Source organism: Cupriavidus sp. 2TAF22 (assembly GCF_052115045.1).
In the GTDB taxonomy this organism is placed as follows: domain Bacteria; phylum Pseudomonadota; class Gammaproteobacteria; order Burkholderiales; family Burkholderiaceae; genus Cupriavidus.
Genome location: NZ_JBFRFX010000039.1, coordinates 10,433 through 28,512, shown reverse-complemented (window position 1 = coordinate 28,512; position 18,080 = coordinate 10,433). Strand labels below are relative to the sequence as shown.

Sequence of the window (18,080 nt, the reverse complement as noted above, 5' to 3'; positions counted from 1 at the left end):
AGTTACTCCGTGCGCTTACGCGTCGCCCGAGAAGGAGAGGAAGAAGTGATCGAGGGGGGTGCTGACCGTAGCGTGTTCGAGGTCGTACTGAGGATGGGTGAACGTGTAATTGCGCTGGGTCTGGCGTGCCGTACGCACGTTCTCGGTGTAGCTGAAGCGGCGCAGGGCGGGCTCGGGCTGGTCGCCGCCGGGGGTGGGGTTGTAGCGCACGGGTCCGCCGGCGATGCGGCCCTGCACGAACAGGCGGTCGCTGTGGATCAGGCGATGGCCGTCGGCGTCGTGGCGAAAGGCAAAGTAGAACCCTTCTTCGCGGGCAATCCGCCCGAGGAAATGCAGGTCGGTGTCGCCGGCCTGCACGCAGTACTCGCGTGGCGGGTGCTCGGCGGTGACGATCTGTTCGTAGCGGGCAGCCAGGCCATGGGCCTTGAGTACGTTCTGGAGGATCTCGGGTACGGAGAGGGGCTGGAAGATGCGCCAGTCGGAGGACAGGCGCAGGCGGGCGAGGCCGGGTTCGACCACGGCGCGGTAGCGCGTACGGCGAAAGCCGGTGTCGCCCTGCTCGAAACGGCTGATCAGGCCGTGGACATGGCGCACCGGCTCATTACCCCGCCAGAGGGTGAGCAGGGCGGGCTGGTCGAGGACGGTGGCGAAGTTGAGGTCGGGGTCGGCATGGGCCAACTGCACGTCGAGCCGGAAGGTCTCGGAGAGGGCTTCGTCGCGATCGAACTCGATGACCTCGAAGTCGACTCCGCCGACGACGGCGAAGGTGAAGCGCAGGTCGGCCTGGCGTGGCATGGCGGATCTCCGTGCAATGCTGTGCCACGGCATGATGCTGGCGATCCACCCGCGCAGGGGTCAGAAGCGTCGGATTCTCGATGGCGATATTTCGCGATCGCGGCGGTGAAATGCCGTCGGCACGCCACCGATCGTCACAAACTTGACCACGCGAGGCTACGCGAACGTGATCGCCTGCCGCCGGTCCGCGCGCTCCAGGTGCGGCAGGTTGTTGAAGCTCAGCAGCCGCTGGGTGCCGCGCCCGGCGATGATCTCGCAGAAGGCGGTATTCCTGAACTGCAGGTTCAGCTCGATCGCCGTCTGCGCCGGCGCGCCCAGCAGGTCGGCCACGGCGCGCCCGATGGCTCCCCCCGAACTCACCACCAGCAGGGCATCCTCGCGCGTCGCGCCTTCGGCGGCATGCGCCAGGCCCGCGCGGATGCGCCCGCCGAAGTTGCCCCACGATTCCGGCATGCCGGCGAGCTGGTCCAGCGTCCATGCCTGGTAGGCCGCGCGGAAGGTGCGCCAGTAGTCGTTGTAGTCGTCGTTCTGGTGGGCACGGTGGTCCCGGCCACCGGTGTGGCTGCGGTAGAGCGCCTCGCCGTCGTACTCGTTGAGACCGGCATGGGTTTCCACGCGCGCCTTGCGCGCTTCCTGTGCGGCCGCGGCCAGCGTTTCGGCGGGCGTCTGCGCGGCCGTCTCGAGCGGCACGCCTGGCGTGCCCATGCCGGCCAGGATTTCCAGCGCGGTGTCCTGCTGGCGCGTGAGCGAACCGGCGATTACCCGCTTGAACGCGACGCCGCGCTCGCGGAAGTATTCGCCGAGCCAGCGGGCCTGCTGGCGGCCGGTGGCGGAGAGGCAGTCGTAGTTGGCGGCGCCGAAGGACGCCTGGCCGTGCCGTACCAGGAAGAGCGTTGCCATGGGGATCCGGAAGTGGGGTGATGCGCGGATGGCGCGCGGATGGTGCGGGAATCGGCACGCGGCGCGCCGCGCGCCGCGTGGGTTGCAGCCATTGTATGGGCCTGGCATGCCGCGGCCAAGGATGCCGCGCGGGATTCATAGCGGTCATTGCTGCGCTGCATTCTGCAGCGCGCAACGCCAAGCGCGGCGGCTCAGTCCAGGGTGACGCCGGTATCGGCGGTGAGCTTCAGCACCACCGGCAGGTAGGCCTTGTAGGCGGCGGCGGCCTGCGCGGGCAGGTTGCCGAGCGGCTCGGCGCCCATCTCCTCGATGCGCTGGCTGATCTGCGCAGACTGCACCAGCGCGCTGGTTTCCTTGCCCAGGCGCGCCACGATGTCGTCCGGCGTGCGTGCCGGCGCCATCAGCGTGATGGGGCCGACCTGGCGGTATGGCTCGTCGGGATAGCCCGCCTCGGCAAACGTCGGCACGTCCGGCAGGGCCTTGGCGCGCTGGGTGCCGGCGACCGCAAGCGGGCGCAGCTTGCCGCTGGCGAAGTGCTGCTTGAGCGAAGTCACCGAGCCGATCGTCACATTGACCTGGCCGGCCAGCAGGTCGCTCACCATCGGCCCTTCGCCGCGGTAGGGCACGTGCAGGATATCGATGCCGTAGGTCTTGTCCATGTAGGCCTGGATGGTGTGCGGCTGCGTGCCGGGCCCCCACGAACCCATGCGCAGCTTGCCGGGCTCCTTCTTCGCGTAGGCGATCAGCTCGCCCACGGTCCTGACCGGCAGCGCGCCGTTGACGGTGAGCACGGTGCGCGCCATCGCCACGTCCGAGATCTGGCGCAGGTCGGTGCGCGGATCGTAGGGCAGCTTCTTGTACAGGGCCAGGTTGGCCGTGATCGGCCCGGGAATCGTCAGCAGCAGCGTGTAGCCGTCGGGCGCAGACTTGGCCACGTAGTCGGTGCCGATGATGCCGCCCGCGCCGCCCTTGTTCTCCACCACCACGGTCTGCCCGAGCCGCTTGCCGAGCCCGTCCGCCAGCGTGCGCGCGAGCGTGTCGGTCAGGCCGCCGGCCGGGTAGGGCACGATCAGGTGCAGGGGCTTGGCGGGATATCCGGCCTGGGCGTGGGCGAAGGACGCCAGCAATGCCGTGCTCGCGCAGGCCAGCAGGGCGGCCGTCTTCCCGCAGAACGGGCTGCGTATTTTCATGGCTTGTCTCGTGTGATTTTTTATGGACGGTGCGCGCCCTGGCGGCACGCACCGTTGCGCGGGCTGACCCGCCCGCGCGGGGGGTCAGGCAGGCTGCGCCAGGTAGGCCGCCACCATGCGGGTCATTTCGCCGGGCAGGCGTTCGTCGTCCAGCGGCAGCGGGCCGGCGTCATTGAGGATGGCGTTGACCACGATGCTGAACACCGCCTGCATGGCGAAGCGCACACGCAGCTCGGCCTGCTCGGGCGGCAGCGGCAGGCGCGGCACCAGCAGCGCCACCATGCGCTCGACCACCGCCTGGCCGCTTTCGCGGTGCGGCAGCCATTCTTCCGGACGGATCGAGGCGTGTTTGAGCGAGGCTTTGATCACACCGCGGTTGGCGTGGCAGCCGAGCACCACGAAGCGCATCGTCTTTTCCAGCATCACGTCGGTCGGCACGTCGTCCCAGCGCTCCACGCGCAGGTAGCGCGAGACGGACTCGCCGGTTTCCTGCATCACCAGCGCGCGCAGTGACTCGAAGAACGCCTGCTTGTCGCGGAAGCGTCCATAGAAGGCGCCCACTGATACCTCGCAGGCCGAGGCGATCTGGGCCACCGATACGGCGGAGAAGTCACGTTGCGCCAACAGCTCGCGGCCGGCGTCCAGCAGGGCCTGCTCGGTCTCGCGGGCGCGGCGCTGGCGCGGCGGCTGCAGGATCGAGGGCGTGGCCACCGTGGGGAATGCGGCGTTCCCCTTGGTGGGCTTGGCGGCGGGTGCGGCAGAGGTCGACGCAGGCATGGAGTCTCCGTATTCGAATTTGGATTCGGTTTTTGTGAACCATATGGTTACCACGGCTTTTCGTCAAGAACCGGACTACATTTCCAATATCTGGAAATTGATTCCGTTCTTTGACACAGAAAAATGCCGCAACCAAACTGCGGAGCAAGGAGACAAGATGCATACGCCGGTCGAACAATTCATTGCCGAACGCAGGCTGGAGGACCCCTCTTTCGGTGGCCTGCTGGCCAAGGGCTTCGCCTTGCTGCGCTGCTTCATCGACGAGCCGCGGCCGCTCGGCAACGGCGAACTGGCCGAGCGCCTGCAACTGCCGCGCGCCACCGTGTCGCGCATCTGCCGGACCCTGTTCGAGCTGGGCTACCTCGACTGGGACCCCAAGCTCGACAAGTATTTCGTCGGCGCGCAGGTGCTGGCCCTCGGCTATCCCTACCTGGCCGGGCTGCAGGTGCGCCATGTGGCACGCCCGCTGATGCAGGCGCTGGCCGACCGCATGGAGGGCGCGGTGTCGATGGGCGTGGCGCACCGGCTCGACGTGACGTACCTGCTGACCTGCACGCACAACGACAACAACCCGGCGCGCCCGGGCGTGGGCGCGGTGCGCTCGGTGCTGAGCACGGCCATGGGCCGCGCCTTCCTGGCCACGCTGTCGAAGGTCGAGTTCGAGCGGCTGATGCAGGCGGCGCAGCGCGAGCGCGCCCAGGAATACGCGGCCTGCTACGACACCGTCTGCCACAACGTGGCGCACTACCCCAAGCGCGGCTTCGCCTTCAACGAGGGCGACGCCGGCCTCGCCATGCACGGCGTGGGCGATATCGGCAGCGGCATCCATGGCGTGGGCGTGTATTCGCGCATCGTCTACCTGAACCGCCCGCTGTTGTTCAACTGCGCCATCGTCGCCTCGCAACTGCGGCGCGGCGTGATGGAAAAGAAGGTCGCGCCGCTGCTGATGGAAATGGTGCGCGCGATCGAGTCGTCGACCGGGCTGCGGCAATAGCGGCGCAGGGCCGGGGCAAGGGACCAGACACCAAGCAACACAGGCAGCGCCGGCACAGGCGCGCATCCTGAAACAAGCCATCCAAGGCAATCCGGAGACAGAGCAATGCCAACGCTAGATTCCCTGCTGAAGCCCCGTTCGATCGCGGTCATCGGCGCATCCACCCAGGCCGAGAAGGTCGGCGGCATGCCGATCCGGCTGCTGCGCGAACTCGGCTACGCCGGGCGCATCCTGCCCGTGCATCCCAGCGCCACCGAGATCCAGGGCCTGCCGGCGTACCCCTCGCTCGAAGCCGTCGGCGAGGCGGTCGACCTGGCCATCGTCGCGGTGCCGGCGCGGGCCACCGAATCCGTGATGGCGCAACTGGCGCAGAACCGCACGCGCGCCGCGATCTTCTTCACCTCCGGTTTTGCCGAAGTGGGCGATGCCGGCCTCGCCATGCAGCAAGCGCTGGCCGGGAGCGCGCGCCGGCACGGCGTGGCGCTGCTGGGCCCCAACTGCCTGGGCGCGATGAACCTGCGCGAGCGCGTGTTCGCCACCTTCTCGCCGATCCCGCTGACCGGCGTGCCGCCCGTGGGCGACGTGGGCCTGGTCAGCCAGAGCGGCGCGTTCGGTGCCTATGCCTTCGCGCTGGCGCGCGAGGCGAACCTGGGCCTGAGCCATTGGGTCACCACCGGCAACGAAGCCGGCCTGCAGGTGGCCGACGTGATCGAATGGATGGCCCACGACGACGACACGCGCGTGATCCTCGCCTATATGGAAGGCTGCCGCGACGGCGCGCGCCTGCGCCAGGCGCTGGCCGCCGCGCGTGCCGCCGGCAAGCCGGTGGTGATTGCCAAGGTGGGCACCACCGAGGCCGGAGCGCGGTCGGCGCAGTCGCACACGGCCAGCCTGGCCGGCGAGGACGCGGTCTACCAGGCCGTGTTCGACGAGTACGGCGTGCACCGCGCGCATACGCTCGAAGATTTCTTCCGTCTGGGCTACACGCTGTCGCGCGGGCGCCGCCCGGCACGCTGGGATTGCGCCGGCGGCCTGGTTTCGGGCGCGGTGGCGCCGGTGGCCATCGTCACCGTGTCGGGCGGGGTCGGCATCATGATGGCCGACCGCGCCGAGCAGCTTGGCCTGCCGATGCCGCCCATGCCGCACGCCGCGGCGCGCGCGCTGCGCACGAGCATTCCGTTTGCCAGCACCGCCAACCCGATCGACGTGACCGGGCAGGTGGTGGCCCAGTCCGAGGTGTTGCTCGATGCGCTGTCCGGCGTGGCCACCTGCGGCGAATACGGCAGCGTGGTGGCCTTCCTGGCCGGCGGCGCCAACGCGCCGCGCCTGTGGGCCGACCTGCAGCACACCATCGCCGCGCTGCACGAGAACCCCGACGCCGCGCCGTTGCTGCTGTCCGGCCTGGTCGACAACGACAAGCGCGCCTGGCTGGAGGCGCATGGCTGCCTGGTATTCCGTGAGCCCGCGCACGCCATCGAGGCGGTGGCGGCACTGGCGCGCGCGGCCGCGATGGAAGCGGCAGCCGGCACGCCGGCCGCGGCGCCGCCGGCACCGGCGGCGACATTCGCGCCCGATGTGCCGCAAGCCGCTGCTGCGCTGTCCGAGTTCGCCGCCATGCGCCTGCTGGCGCAGGCCGGCGTGCCGGTCGCCGCCCACGGCCTGGCGCGCGACGCCGACGAGGCGGTACGCGTGGCGCAGCACATCGGCTATCCGGTGGCGGTGAAGCTGTGTTCCGCGCATGTGCTGCACAAGAGCGATGTGGGTGGCGTGGCGCTCAACCTGGCCGACGAGGCCGCGGTGCGCGCGGCCTTCCCTGCCATGCAGGCTGCGCTGGCGCGCGCGGGCGCGGACCTGCCCTTCGAGGGCGTGCTGGTGGCGCGCATGGCGCGCGGCTGGGGCGAGCTGATGGTAGGCGTGCGGCGCGACCCGGTGTTCGGCCTGGTGGCGCTGGCCGGCATCGGCGGCACCGCGGTGGAGATCTTCCGGCAGATGGCCTTCGGCCTGGCGCCGCTGTCGCCGCAGCGCGCGCTGGCCATGCTGGAGGACAGCCGCGCGGCGGCACTGTTCGCCGGGCATCGCGGCCATCCCGCCTTGCCGCTGGCGCAGGCGGCCGATGTGTTGGTGCGGGTGTCGCAGCTGGCGGCGGCGCTCGGCCCGCGGCTCGACACGCTGGAGATCAACCCGTTCATCGTCGGCGCCGAAGGTCTGGTCGCGGCCGATGCGGTGATTACCTTGCGCGCGCCGGAGGCGACGCAGGCGTGACGGCATGAGAAACGCCAGGCATTTCCTGCCGCGCGGCACAAGGCCGGCATAGACCGGGCGCGCGCGCAGGCATGCGCCGCCGCATGGCGGCGCGAACGACAACAGGAGACACGATATGCATCCCGAAGCTGCAAGGTCCGCGCTCGCGCGCGCGGCCCCGGCGCTGGCCGCGCTGACCCTGGTGGCCGCCATACCCGCGCACGCCGCCGCGCCAGCGGCGAAATACCCCGACAAGCCAGTCCGGCTGGTGGTGCCGTTCCCGCCCGGCGGCGGCACCGATGTCATCGGCCGCCTGCTGGCGGCCCGGCTGTCGGTGGCGCTGGGCGGCACGGTGGTGGTGGAAAACGTGGCCGGCGCCACCGGCACCATCGGCTCGGCCCAGGTGGCGCGCGCCGCGCCGGACGGCTACACGCTGCTGCTCGGCATCTCTGCCACGCACGCCATCGCGCCGGCGATCTTCCCGCGCCTGCCCTACGACCCCGTGCGCGACTTCGTGCCGGTCAGCCGGCTGGCCTATGGCGGCAACGTGCTGGTCGCGGGCCCGGCCTTCACGGGCAAGGACCTGCCGGCGCTGATCGCGCAGGCGCGGCGGCCCGGCGCGGACATGGCGTACGGTTCGTGGGGCCCGGGTTCCGGCGGCCACCTGGCCGGCGAGAGCCTCAACGCGAGCAGCGGCATCCACCTGCGCCATATCCCGTACAAGGGCGTGAGCCCGATGCTGACCGACGTGATGGGCGGCACGCTGCCGGTAGCGATGTCCGACCTGGCCGGCACGCTGCCGCTGATCCGCAGCGGCAAGGTCAGGGCGCTGGCGGTGAGCGGCTCGGAGCGCTCGGTGGCATTGCCCGAGGTGCCGACCTTTGCCGAGTCCGGCGTGCCCTTCCGCATCGACAGCTGGTACGCGCTGTTCGCACCGGCGCGCACGCCGCCGGAGATCGTCGACGCACTCGAGCGCGCCACCCAGGCCGCCATGCGCGACCCCGCCGTGCAGGCACAGGTTGAGACGCTGGGCATGCGCTTCACGGCGCAGCCGCGCGCGGACTTCGCCGTGCAGATGCGGCAGGACGTCAAGGCCTGGGCCGCGCTGGTGAAGTCCAGCGGCGCGGCGCTCGACTGATTCATGGAACCTCACCAAACAATCCGCCTGGAGCCATCCGCATGAACATGAACCTGAACATGAACGTGAACCCCGTCCTGACCTCGTTGCCCGGTGCCGCGGCCAGCCCGCAGGAAGCCCTGGTCGCCGCCGCGGCCGTGCCGCTGGTGATATATGGCTATGCCCTGGTCGAGTCGCTGCGCACCTGCCGCCTGCAGACCTCGGTCGCGGCGGCCACCGGCTACGGCCGCGCCCCGGTCAACAGCCTTTCAGCCAGCGAGCGCCAGTGGACGCATGAGGACCGTGACATCGTCACGCCCGCCAACGACCTGTTGTACTTCTGCGGCTGGATCAACCTGGCCGACGGCCCCGTCACGCTGCGCGTCCCGCCGCTGCCCGATGCCAGCCGCTACTACGTGGTGGAGCTGCTCGACGTCCACACCAACAATTTCGAGAATCTCGGCCCGCGCAACGTGCCCGCGCAAGGCGCGGACATCGAGCTGGTCGGTCCCGGCCAGCAAGCCGGCGGCGCGCACGCGGTGCACTGCCCCAGTTCGCTGGTGTGGCTGCTCGGCCGCGTGCTGGTGCAGGGCGAGCACGACCTGTCGGCGGCGCGGGCCTTCGAGCTGGGCTTCACGCTGGCGCGCACGCCGGGCGCGGCACGTCCCGCGAGCGTCGAGCAATGGCATGACAGCGGCCGGCCCGCGCTGGATTTCTTCCAGAACCTGTTCAACGCGCTGCGCGAATTCCCGCCCGCCGCGCAAGAGCTGGGCGCCTTCACGTTGCTGCGCAAGGCCGGCGTGCGCCTGGAGGACGAGATCGACGTGGCGGCGCTGCGGCCCGCGGTGACCGCCGGGCTGGAGCGCGCCTACCAGCAGGGCATGGCCCTGATCGAGGCCCACACGCRCAGCCAGGGCCGCAAGAGCTGGGGCTACAGCCTCAAGCTGGGCATGTACGGCGACGACTGGCTGCAGCGCGCCTGCACCGCGATGAAAGGGCTCGGTGCCCTGCGCGCCGACGAGGCGATCTACGCCATGGCGGATTTCGACGCCGACGGCCAGCCGCTCGACGGCCGGCACCGCTACGCGCTGCGTTTCGCACCCGGCATGCTGCCGCCGGCGCAGGCGTTCTGGTCGGTCTCGCTGTACGGCGAGGACCGCTTCTTCAGCGCCAACGAGGCCGGCCGCTACGCAGTGGGGGACCGCACGCCGGGCCTGCGCCTGGAAGACGACGGCAGCCTCGTGATCCCGGTCTCGCACGCGCGCCCCGCGCAGGCAGAGAACTGGCTGCCGGCGCCGGCGGGATCGTTCTACCTGATCCTGCGCCTCTATCATCCCGCCCGGTCCTTCCTGGACGGGCAGTACGCGATTCCCGCCCTGCAGCGCATCGACTGAGCCGACATCAGATGGAAGCCGACATGACCCATACCGCATCCGCCCGCGCGCAGACCATGCACGATCTCCACGACGCCGTGCGCTACACGCTGCCGCTCTATGAAATGGCGCGCATGCGCGCCGCCACCTGTCCGCGCCGCGACAGCGCCGGCCAGTTCGCCGCCAGCCAGCCCGAGTCCGCGGTGCGCTGGATCAACCACTTCATCCACACGCGCCAGCTGCTCGGCCCGCAGCACCGCCAGGTGGTCACGCCCAACAACGACACGCTCTACAGCAATGCGTGGCTGGATCTCTCGCAGGGCCCGCTGGTGCTGGACGTGCCCGACAGCCAGGGCCGCTACTACGTGCTGGGGCTGCTGGACTTCTATACCAATCCCTTCGGCTATATCGGTACCCGCACCACCGGCGGCGGGGCTGGTCGCTTTGTGCTGCACGGCCCGGGCTGGCACGGCGAGGTGCCGGCCGGCGCCACCGCCATTGCCTGCCCGACCGATGCGGTCTGGCTGCTCGGGCGCATCCTGGTGGACGGCGAGGCCGACCTGCCGGCCGTGCATGCCATGCAGGACCGGCTTCGCCTGGGCACGCTGGACGGCGCGCCGGCTGCGCGGCGCTTCGACACCGGCATGCAGCCCGGCGAGCAACTGGCCGCGGGTACGTTGCAGGCGCGCCGCTACGCGGAGATCGTGAACCAGGCCCTGCGGGACAATCCGCCGCCGGCGGCGGAGGCCGAGCACGCTGCCGGCTTTGCGCGGCATGGCATCGGGGCGCGGTGCGATGCGAGCGGGCTCGACGACGCGGCCGCGGCACGCCTGGGCGCCGCCATCGGCGAGGTCCTGGCCGAACTGGCCACGCCGCTGCCGTCCGACCTGGGCGGCGGCTGGACCTTGCCGGTAGAGATCCGCGCATCGTTCGGCACGCGTTACGCCGAGCGCGCGCTGGTGGCGCGCAACTACATCGGCGCGCTCGGCGTGGAAGAAGCCATGTACGTGATGGCCGACCGCGACAGCGCGGGCGCGCCGCTGGACGGCCGCAACGGCTATGAGCTGGCTTTCGCCCCTGGCGGGCTGCCGCAGGTGGGCGCCTTCTGGTCGCTCACCATGTACGGCAAGTCCGACTGCATGCTGGTGGAGAATGCGCTGGCGCGCTATTCGCTGGGCGACCGTTCGCCGAGCCTGCGCACCGACGCCGATGGCGGCATCCGCCTGCACCTGTCCGCCGCGCCGCCGGCGGACCCGGCACGCCACGGCAACTGGCTGCCGGCGCCGGCCGGCCCGTTCTACGTGACGCTGCGGCTCTACGTGCCGGGCGACGCGCATCTCGGCAAGACCTTCGCCTATCCGCCGATCCGGCCGGTGCCCGGCGCTGCTGCCGCATTCGTTGCATCCATTGCCTGCGAGTCATGATGAGAGCGCATCCCTGTTTCGCCGCGCGCATGCGGCGTGCCGCATGCCATGCCGCCGTGCTGTGCGCGGCCCTTTCCATGCTCGCGCCCGCGCATGCCGAGGAGTACCCGTCGCGCCCGGTGCGCGTGATTTCGCCCTACGGCCCGGGCGGCTCCAACGACACCTCCGCGCGCCTGCTCAGCGAAGGGCTGAGCCAGAAGTACAAGCAGCAGTTCGTGGTGGAGAACAAGCCGGGGGCCGGCACGCGGGTGGCGAACGAACAGCTCGCGCGTGCCGCGCCCGACGGCTACACGCTGCTGTGGGCGGCGGCGCCGTTCGCCATCAACACGGCCGCCGGACTCTCGCAGCATTACGACATCCACAAGGACTTCGTGGCGGTGGGGCCGCGCGTGCTGGGGCCGGTGTTCCTGATCGTCAAGGCGGACTCGCCCGTGCAGTCGGTGTCGGACTTCGTGCGCATGGCGCGCGCCAGGAAGGAAGGCGTGACCTTTGCCTCGCCCGGCGTGGGCTCGGGGCCGCACCTGACCGCGGAGCTGTTCGCCGCGCAGGGGAAATTCAAGGGCCTGAACGTGCACTACCGTGGCGACGCCACCGCCTATACCGAACTGCTGGCGGGCCGCGTCGATGCCACGCTGACCGCCATCACCACCGCCTTGCCCTTCATCAAGGCCGGCAAGCTGCGCGTGATCGCGGTCGCCTCCGAGCAGCGCACGCCGGTCTATCCGCAGGCGCCCACCTTCGGCGAGCAGGGCTTTGCGGGCGTGGTGGGCTACGGCTGGTTCGGGCTGATGGCGCCTGCGGGCACGCCGCCGGCCATCGTGCAGCAACTCAACCGCGACGCCAATGCCGTGCTGGCCGATGCGCAGATGCGCAGCAAGCTGATCGGGCTTGGCCTGCAGCCCGAGGCCGGCAACGGCGCGGCCTTCGCCAGCTTCATCGACGCCGAGGTGGGCAAGTGGGGGGCGGTGATCAAGTCGGCGGGCATCGTGCTGGAGTAGGATGCGGGCGGCGCCGGCCGCCTGCCGGCCTATAGTTATAGCGCCCGGGCCGAGGAGGGCAAGATGCCTGCTGCCGCAGGCAGGCCCGGGCAGCAGGGAGCAAGCGTTGAACTTTCAATCGTGGCCGCACGCCGAATCGCCTTTTCATGCCGGAGAACACGCGGCCCAGCAGCGCGCCGGCAAGCGTGGGCAGATGGAAGCCGCCGGCCGGCAGGCGATACGCCCGGTGCTGTCCGAGGCGCATCGCGCCCACTTCGCGCGCCTGCCTTTCGTGCTGCTCGGCGCCGCGGACGATGCCGGCATGCCCTGGGCCACCATGCTGGCCGGCGTACCCGGCTTCATGCAGTCGCCTGAACCCGGCCTGCTGCGCATCGGCGTGCGCCTGCCGGCGGACGATCCGCTGGCGCCGGCCCTGCATGCCGGAGCGGATGTGGGCGTGCTCGGCATCGAACTGCACTCGCTGCGCCGCGTGCGCATCAACGGCACCGTGGCGGCGGCGGACGACGCCGGGCTCACGGTGGCGGTGGTGCAGAGCTATGGCAACTGCCCGCGCTATATCCAGCTGCGCGAGTGGCGCGAGGCCGCCGCGCAAGACATGGCGGCGGCGGCCCCCGCGCTCCATGCCGACACCCTGGACGCTGCCGCGGTGCAGGCGCTGCGCGCCGCCGACACCATCTTCATCGCCACCCACCACCGCGACGCGGCGTCCGCTCGCAGCGGCGGGGCGGACGTCTCGCACCGGGGCGGCAAGCCCGGCTTCGTGCGGGTGGACGATGCCCGCACGCTGACCTTTCCCGACTTCAACGGCAACTACTACTTCAACACCATCGGCAACCTGGTGGCCAATCCGCGCGCCGGGCTGCTGGTGCCCGATTTTGAGAAGGGCGGCATGCTGCACCTGAGCGGGCGGGCGGAAATCGTCTGGGACGGGCCGGAGGTGGCGCGCTTCACAGGCGCCGAGCGCCTGGTGCGCCTGCTGGTGGAGCGCGTGGTGTGGCGCCCGGGGATCCTGCCGCTGCGCTGGCGGCTCGAAGCCATGTCGCCGGTGCTGGAGGAAACCGGCAGCTGGGAGGACGCCGGGGGGCATTGAGCAGGATGGGCGCGCGCCCTTTGTTGTATTCAGCATACGTTTACACCCCGGTCCGGGCATGGCCGGCCGCGCCGCGCCTTGCCCGGCAGCCGGCCGGTCATCCCGCGCAACGGCCCGCCGGGCGGGCGGCGGGGCCGGCACGGGGCGGTCCGGCGCCCTGCCGGCCCCCCTCATCAGTGCAAGCGCCGCTGTTCAAGCCGGGGCAATTGCCCTATCGTGACGCTCTTTCCCCGCCGTTGCGGCGCGGGTTGCGCTGTCGGCCGCGTTTCGCGCCGCCTGTTCGCCGTTCCGTCCCGTTCTGTCCCGCTTTTTCCATGTTCCGCTTGCTTTCAAGCGTGGCCGGCCGCCTGTTGGCGCCGGTACACGGTTATCCCGCACTGCTGCTCGCACTGGCAATGACCCTGGGCGCCGCGCCGCGTCCCGCGCTGGCGGCCGAGCCCGCCGCGGTTGCCGCAGTCGCTGCTGCGCGAAATGGTGCTCCGGCCGGGCGCCCGCGCGTCTGCCTGGTCCTGTCCGGCGGCGGCGCGCGCGGCTATGCGCATATCGGCGTGATCCGGGCGCTCGAGCAGATGCACGTGCCGATCGACTGCCTGGCCGCCACCAGCATGGGCGCGGTGGTGGGCGGGCTGTACGCCAGCGGGCTGTCGGCCAGCGAGCTGGAGGCGCGCCTGTCGCATATCAACCTCAGCGATATCGCCTTCGACCGCAACGAGCGCGCCGAGCTGCCGCAGGCGCAGCGCGAGGACGACCTGCAATACCCGATCGGCATTTCGGCCGGCTACGGCGACGGCAAGATCAAGCTGCCCACCGGGCTGGTGCAGGGCAACCGGCTGCTGGCGCTGCTGCAGAACTGGACCGCGCAGTTGCCGGCCGACGCCTCGTTCGACAAGCTGCCCACGCCGTTCCGCACCATCGCCACGGATCTGGGCACCGGCAAGCCGGTGATCCTGGAGCACGGCTCGCTGCCGCGCGCGATCCGCGCCAGCGTGGCCGTGCCGGGCCTGTTCGCGCCGATCAAGGTGAACGGCCGGGTGCTGGTCGACGGCGGGCTGGTCAGCAACCTGCCGGTGCAGCTGGCGCGCGACATGGGCGCCGACGTGGTCATCGCGGTCAATATCGGCTCGCAGTTGGACGACCCCGCCAACCTGGATTCGCCGGCGGCGGTCACGCAGCAGATGGTCACCATCCTGACCAACCAGAACGTGGACGCGCAGAAGGCCCGGCTCAGGCCGGGCGACGTGCTGATCGAGCCGCAACTGGGCGATCTCTCCTTTACCGATTTCTCGCGCGCCAACGACGGCATCCAGGGTGGCGCGGCGGCGGTGCAGGCGGCGGCCCCGGCGCTCGCGGCGCTGGCGTTGCCCGACGGCGCCTGGCAGACCTACCTGGCCGCGCGAAAGGGTGGCCAGGCGGTGGCCGGCCCGCTGCGCATCGATGCCATCCAGATCCAGTCCGCGGGCCGCGTCCCCGCCAGCTTCGTGCGCAAGTACCTGGGCGTCCACGAGGGCGACACCTACAATGCCGTGGAACTCAACCGCGAGATGGCGCAGCTGTCCACTTCGGGCGATTTCGAAAGCGTGACGCAGGAAATGGTGAGGGAGGACGGCCGCAATGTGCTGAAGGTGGAGGCCCAGCAGAAATCCTGGGGGCCGCAGTTCCTGCTGTTCGGCTTCGGCGTATCCACCACCTTCAACGGCAAGGGCGGCTTCAACCTGAACCTGGGGCACCGCTATCCGTGGATCACGCCCGGCGGGCTCGAATGGCGCAACGACATCGTGCTCGGCAGCACCCAGGGCAAGTGGCATACCGAGCTGCGCCAGCCGGTGTTCGACCGCCTGGGCTTCTACGTGGCGCCATACGCGGAGTATGGGCGCAAGCGCGTAGACCTCTACGGCGACACCGCGCCCAACCGCAATACCGATCCGCTCACCGCCTACCAGATCGATACGGCCGTGGCGGGCCTGGACCTCGGCGTGCCGCTGGGCCGGCTGGGCGAGTTCCGCACGGGCGTGAACTACCAGCAGGTCAACTATTCGTCGGCCTATAACCTGCCGATCGGCACCGGCCGGCTGTTCCCGCATGCGCGCGTGCGCCAGCCCACGGTGCGCTCCCAGCTCACCATCGACCAGCTCGACGATCCGCTCTTCCCGCGCACCGGCTACTACCTGCTGGCGACCAACGAGCTGGCGTTCGGCGGCAGCGACAACCGCTTCAACGATGCGCATGCCAAGGCGCTGTGGGCCACCAGCTACGGCCGCCACACGCTGAACCTGGCCGCCGAGGCGGCGACCACCTACGGCGACCACCGCAGCGACAGCAGCGTCAGCGGCGGGCTGGGCTTTACGCTGGGCGGCTTCCAGCATCTCTCGGCCTACGCGCAGGACCAGTTCTCCGGCAATTACCTGCTCTATGGCCGCGTGACCTACCTCAACGACCTGCGCGAGTTCATCCTGCCGGGGCTGCGCACCACCGTGGTGGGCGCCAGCCTGGAAGCGGGCGATGTGTGGCTGCGGCGCAGGAACTTCGGCACCGGGCCGTACAAGACCAGTGCGAGCCTGTTCATCGGCGGCAACAGCGTGATCGGGCCGCTGTACTTCGGTTTCGCCGCGGCCCCGCAAGGGGTCTGGAACCTCTATCTGCAGCTGGGCCGCGTGTTCTAGTCCGGGCTGTCCAGTCCGGCTGGCGCGGGCAGGGCCGCGCCGGCCGCGTCCGCGCCGGCGGGGCGGAAGGTCACCGCCGAGATGCGGCCGTTGCGCATGCGCAGGGTCTGCGTGCCGCGGCCATGATGCTGCTCGCCGCCCATCACCGAGAAGGCCTCCAGGTCGATCTCCGCGCTGGAGCCTTCGATGCGCGGCGGCGCGGTGATGGCGATGCGCACGGTCTTGCCGGCGAGTTCATCGAGCCGGCCGAACATGCCGATCACCGCGTCGCGGTCATCGTAGCTGCCGGCCAGCGGATGGTCGCCATGATGGCGCCAGCGCACGCCGGGCTCGAGCAACGGGAACAGCGCCTCGAAATGGCCGCTGGTGAGCGCCTGCAGGTATTCGCCGACCACCGTGGCCACGGCCTCCCCGCTCATCGGCACTTCCACCGTGGCACGCGCGCGGCGGCGCGCGCTCTCGGGGTCGAAGCCGAGGAATTCCAGCACGCTGGCGACCACCTGCTCGCGGTCGTTGTCCACGCAGATCATGTGATAGCTGTTCTCCACCACCACCTTGCGCACGTCCGGCACCACGGCTTCGAGGAAGTCCGCCGAGCGCACGCTGGTCAGCTCATCCTCGCGGGAGTGCACCACCAGCGTGGGGCAGACGATGCGGCGGGCGCCGCGCAGCACCCAGCCGCGCAGGCGATCCACCTGCCGGATGCAGGCCAGCGGCACCCAGCGATAGTGGAAGTTGTCGCCGCGCTCGAACTTGGCCTTGACGATGGCGCGTACCAGGTCGTTCTTGATGCCGAAGGGCTCGTCCTCGTCCACGCGCATGCGAGCGGGCAGCATCGGGATGCGATAGACCAGGTGGCGCAGCGCCCGGTACCAGGGCGTGGACCAGCCGTCGATATAGACCGGCGCGGCCAGCGCCACCAGGCGGCCTTTGCGGTGCTGGCGGAGCTCGCACACGGCCAGCGCCAGCAGCGCGCCCATGCACATGCCCAGGACGTGGAAGGTCTCGTAGCGGGGCGCCAGTTCGTCGTAGGCCTGCGTGACCGTCTCCAGCCATTGCTCGGCGCGCACGGGCACCAGGTCTTCCGGGCTGCCTGCGTGGCCCGGCAGCGTGACCGCATGGGTTTCCACCCCGGCGCGGCGCAGCGCCTTGTGCATCGGCCCCAGGTCGAACTGCGTGCCGCCGAGGCCGTGGATGAGCAGGGCACCGATGCCGCTGCCCTTGGATGCCGTCATGCTGCGTCACGCTCCTCGAAGATCTCGGCGGCCTGCAGGCGCCAGGCGCCGGCGATCACCGCGACCGATTCGTCGCCGTCGAGCAGAGGCCCGCTCATGTCGAGCACCATGGTGCTGCGTCCGGGCGGCAGCATCAGGCGGAACAGCATGTCGGTGCGGTTCTCGCCGTCGCTTTCGCGCAGCCAGCGGCCGCGCACCCGGGCGCGGTCCTCGTCATGCACGTGGGCCAGCACGTCGTCGAGCCTGGCGAAGGCGTCGTCGCTGACGCCCAGCACGCGCTCCAGGTCGCCGCTCCAGCGCAGCGTGCCGCTGTGCGGGTCCAGGCAATAGACCAGCTGCTCGCTGGCTGCCAGCGCCAGCTTGACGTCGTTCTGGCTGCGCGCCGACTGCGCCAGCAATTGCTCGCGGCTGGTGCGCAGCGTGCTGATCAGCAGCGTCAGCATGGCCGCCACTGCCAGGTAGAGCTGTGCCTCGAGCAGGGAGCGGCCATGGTTGAGCGAGCGCTCGGCGAACGGGCCGCCACCCTGGCTGGTGTTGTAGAGCACGAACAGCGTCAGGATGGCCACCGCCACCGAGCCGCCCCGGCCGCCCCACAGCAGCGTCACCACGGCGGCCAGGAACAGCGGGATATAGGTCAGCGCGAAGGCCACGCCGCTTTGCACCGGCAACAGGATGCGTTGATCGAAAATGAAGTAGGCGGTCAGCAGCAGCGCCGCGAAGGCGCCCAGGCCGAACAGGAAGTCGGCGCGGCTCATGCCGCCCGAGCGCATCGCGCGAAAGCGCGACCAGCCCGCCAGCACGGGCAGCACGATCAGCACGCCGACCAGGTCGGCCGCGCCCCACACGCGCCAGGTGCGCCAGAACGGCACGTCCTGCATCAGCGTGAACCAGGCCGCGCCCACCGCCGCGCTGGCCGCGCTGCTGACCACCCCGGCGATCAGCAGCGCGCGCACGAAGACCAGCCCTTCGAGCGAGAACTGCGCGCGCCGCACCAGCGCCACGCCCACCGCGGCAAAGCCGATCTCGTTGAGCGAGAACAGGATCAGGCGCAGGGTGTCGCGGCCCTCCACCCAGCCCAGCAGCAGCTGCGCGGCAAAGAAGGCCAGCGCCACCGGCAGCCAGCGCTGCATCGGCCTGAGCATGAAGGCAGCCATGGTCACGCCGGCCGGCAGCCAGATATAGCCGGTGGCGTAGAACGGCCCGTTGAGCTTGTGCGAGACATAGCCCGAGCAGAAGTAGAGGGCCGCCCACAAAAAGAGGATGACGGCGCGGTTGCTTGGTTTCAC

14 protein-coding genes are annotated in these 18,080 nt (G+C 70.5%); 8 read left to right on the top strand and 6 right to left on the bottom strand.

Going from position 1 to position 18,080, the window contains the following annotated elements; genetic code table 11:
* Window positions 1–15: 15 nt before the first annotated feature.
* The 4 genes from AB4Z48_RS32290 to AB4Z48_RS32275 all read right to left on the bottom strand — a co-directional run bounded on the left by AB4Z48_RS32290 (window position 16) and on the right by AB4Z48_RS32275 (window position 3,662).
* Window positions 16–795: a type VI secretion system Vgr family protein gene (locus AB4Z48_RS32290; RefSeq protein ID WP_441621579.1), complete on the bottom strand. Its 780-nt coding sequence runs from the start codon at window positions 793–795 to the stop codon at window positions 16–18.
* Window positions 796–951: 156 nt separating this feature from the next.
* The gene (locus tag AB4Z48_RS32285; protein ID WP_441621577.1) at window positions 952–1,695 is read right to left on the bottom strand and encodes a histidine phosphatase family protein; all 744 of its coding nucleotides are present in this window, start codon (window positions 1,693–1,695) and stop codon (window positions 952–954) included.
* Window positions 1,696–1,886: 191 nt separating this feature from the next.
* Window positions 1,887–2,885: a Bug family tripartite tricarboxylate transporter substrate binding protein gene (locus tag AB4Z48_RS32280; protein ID WP_441621575.1), complete on the bottom strand. Its 999-nt coding sequence runs from the start codon at window positions 2,883–2,885 to the stop codon at window positions 1,887–1,889.
* Between the two features lie 84 nt (window positions 2,886–2,969).
* Window positions 2,970–3,662 carry a TetR/AcrR family transcriptional regulator gene (locus tag AB4Z48_RS32275; RefSeq protein WP_441621574.1) on the bottom strand — a complete coding sequence of 231 codons (693 nt, stop codon included), beginning with the start codon at window positions 3,660–3,662 and terminating at the stop codon, window positions 2,970–2,972.
* Window positions 3,663–3,819: 157 nt separating this feature from the next.
* Here AB4Z48_RS32275 and AB4Z48_RS32270 point away from each other — a divergent pair, with 157 nt between their 5' ends.
* From AB4Z48_RS32270 to AB4Z48_RS32235, 8 genes are all read left to right on the top strand, one after another.
* Window positions 3,820–4,656, top strand: coding sequence for an IclR family transcriptional regulator (locus tag AB4Z48_RS32270; protein ID WP_441621572.1), 837 nt, complete (start codon window positions 3,820–3,822; stop codon window positions 4,654–4,656).
* A 105-nt stretch (window positions 4,657–4,761) separates the two neighbouring features.
* Entirely contained in the window at window positions 4,762–6,918 is a 2,157-nt protein-coding gene (locus AB4Z48_RS32265; protein WP_441621570.1) for an acetate--CoA ligase family protein, read from the top strand.
* Between the two features lie 115 nt (window positions 6,919–7,033).
* The gene (locus AB4Z48_RS32260; RefSeq protein WP_441621568.1) at window positions 7,034–8,035 is read left to right on the top strand and encodes a Bug family tripartite tricarboxylate transporter substrate binding protein; all 1,002 of its coding nucleotides are present in this window, start codon (window positions 7,034–7,036) and stop codon (window positions 8,033–8,035) included.
* A 47-nt stretch (window positions 8,036–8,082) separates the two neighbouring features.
* Complete coding sequence (locus AB4Z48_RS32255) at window positions 8,083–9,408, top strand: DUF1254 domain-containing protein (protein ID WP_441621629.1); 1,326 nt, start codon at window positions 8,083–8,085, stop codon at window positions 9,406–9,408.
* A gap of 23 nt (window positions 9,409–9,431) precedes the next feature.
* Entirely contained in the window at window positions 9,432–10,811 is a 1,380-nt protein-coding gene (locus AB4Z48_RS32250) for a DUF1254 domain-containing protein (protein WP_441621566.1), read from the top strand.
* Between the two features lie 29 nt (window positions 10,812–10,840).
* Window positions 10,841–11,809, top strand: coding sequence for a Bug family tripartite tricarboxylate transporter substrate binding protein (locus tag AB4Z48_RS32245; RefSeq protein ID WP_441621564.1), 969 nt, complete (start codon window positions 10,841–10,843; stop codon window positions 11,807–11,809).
* A 106-nt stretch (window positions 11,810–11,915) separates the two neighbouring features.
* On the top strand, window positions 11,916–12,899 hold the full coding sequence (locus AB4Z48_RS32240; RefSeq protein WP_441621562.1) for a pyridoxamine 5'-phosphate oxidase family protein: 984 nt from the start codon (window positions 11,916–11,918) through the stop codon (window positions 12,897–12,899).
* Window positions 12,900–13,294: 395 nt separating this feature from the next.
* Window positions 13,295–15,559, top strand: coding sequence for a patatin-like phospholipase family protein (locus tag AB4Z48_RS32235; RefSeq protein ID WP_441621627.1), 2,265 nt, complete (start codon window positions 13,295–13,297; stop codon window positions 15,557–15,559).
* On the opposite strand, the gene AB4Z48_RS32230 is transcribed toward AB4Z48_RS32235, so the two are convergent.
* Together AB4Z48_RS32230 and AB4Z48_RS32225 are read right to left on the bottom strand one after the other, a co-directional pair.
* Entirely contained in the window at window positions 15,556–16,794 is a 1,239-nt protein-coding gene (locus AB4Z48_RS32230; RefSeq protein ID WP_441621560.1) for an alpha/beta fold hydrolase, read from the bottom strand. The genes AB4Z48_RS32235 and AB4Z48_RS32230 overlap by 4 nt on opposite strands.
* A complete protein-coding gene (locus tag AB4Z48_RS32225) occupies window positions 16,791–18,080 on the bottom strand; it encodes an MASE1 domain-containing protein (RefSeq protein WP_441621558.1) in 1,290 nt (429 codons plus the stop codon). The genes AB4Z48_RS32230 and AB4Z48_RS32225 overlap by 4 nt, the downstream gene beginning before the upstream one ends.

What these genes read in the sequence shown, in the direction of transcription:
- AB4Z48_RS32290 (WP_441621579.1), bottom strand. Translation starts at nt 795, where the DNA reads ATGCCACGCCAGGCCGACCTGCGCTTCACCTTCGCCGTCGTCGGCGGA.
- AB4Z48_RS32285 (WP_441621577.1), bottom strand. Translation starts at nt 1,695, where the DNA reads ATGGCAACGCTCTTCCTGGTACGGCACGGCCAGGCGTCCTTCGGCGCC.
- AB4Z48_RS32280 (WP_441621575.1), bottom strand. Translation starts at nt 2,885, where the DNA reads ATGAAAATACGCAGCCCGTTCTGCGGGAAGACGGCCGCCCTGCTGGCC.
- AB4Z48_RS32275 (WP_441621574.1), bottom strand. Translation starts at nt 3,662, where the DNA reads ATGCCTGCGTCGACCTCTGCCGCACCCGCCGCCAAGCCCACCAAGGGG.
- AB4Z48_RS32270 (WP_441621572.1), top strand. Translation starts at nt 3,820, where the DNA reads ATGCATACGCCGGTCGAACAATTCATTGCCGAACGCAGGCTGGAGGAC.
- AB4Z48_RS32265 (WP_441621570.1), top strand. Translation starts at nt 4,762, where the DNA reads ATGCCAACGCTAGATTCCCTGCTGAAGCCCCGTTCGATCGCGGTCATC.
- AB4Z48_RS32260 (WP_441621568.1), top strand. Translation starts at nt 7,034, where the DNA reads ATGCATCCCGAAGCTGCAAGGTCCGCGCTCGCGCGCGCGGCCCCGGCG.
- AB4Z48_RS32250 (WP_441621566.1), top strand. Translation starts at nt 9,432, where the DNA reads ATGACCCATACCGCATCCGCCCGCGCGCAGACCATGCACGATCTCCAC.
- AB4Z48_RS32245 (WP_441621564.1), top strand. Translation starts at nt 10,841, where the DNA reads ATGCGGCGTGCCGCATGCCATGCCGCCGTGCTGTGCGCGGCCCTTTCC.
- AB4Z48_RS32235 (WP_441621627.1), top strand. Translation starts at nt 13,295, where the DNA reads ATGACCCTGGGCGCCGCGCCGCGTCCCGCGCTGGCGGCCGAGCCCGCC.
- AB4Z48_RS32230 (WP_441621560.1), bottom strand. Translation starts at nt 16,794, where the DNA reads ATGACGGCATCCAAGGGCAGCGGCATCGGTGCCCTGCTCATCCACGGC.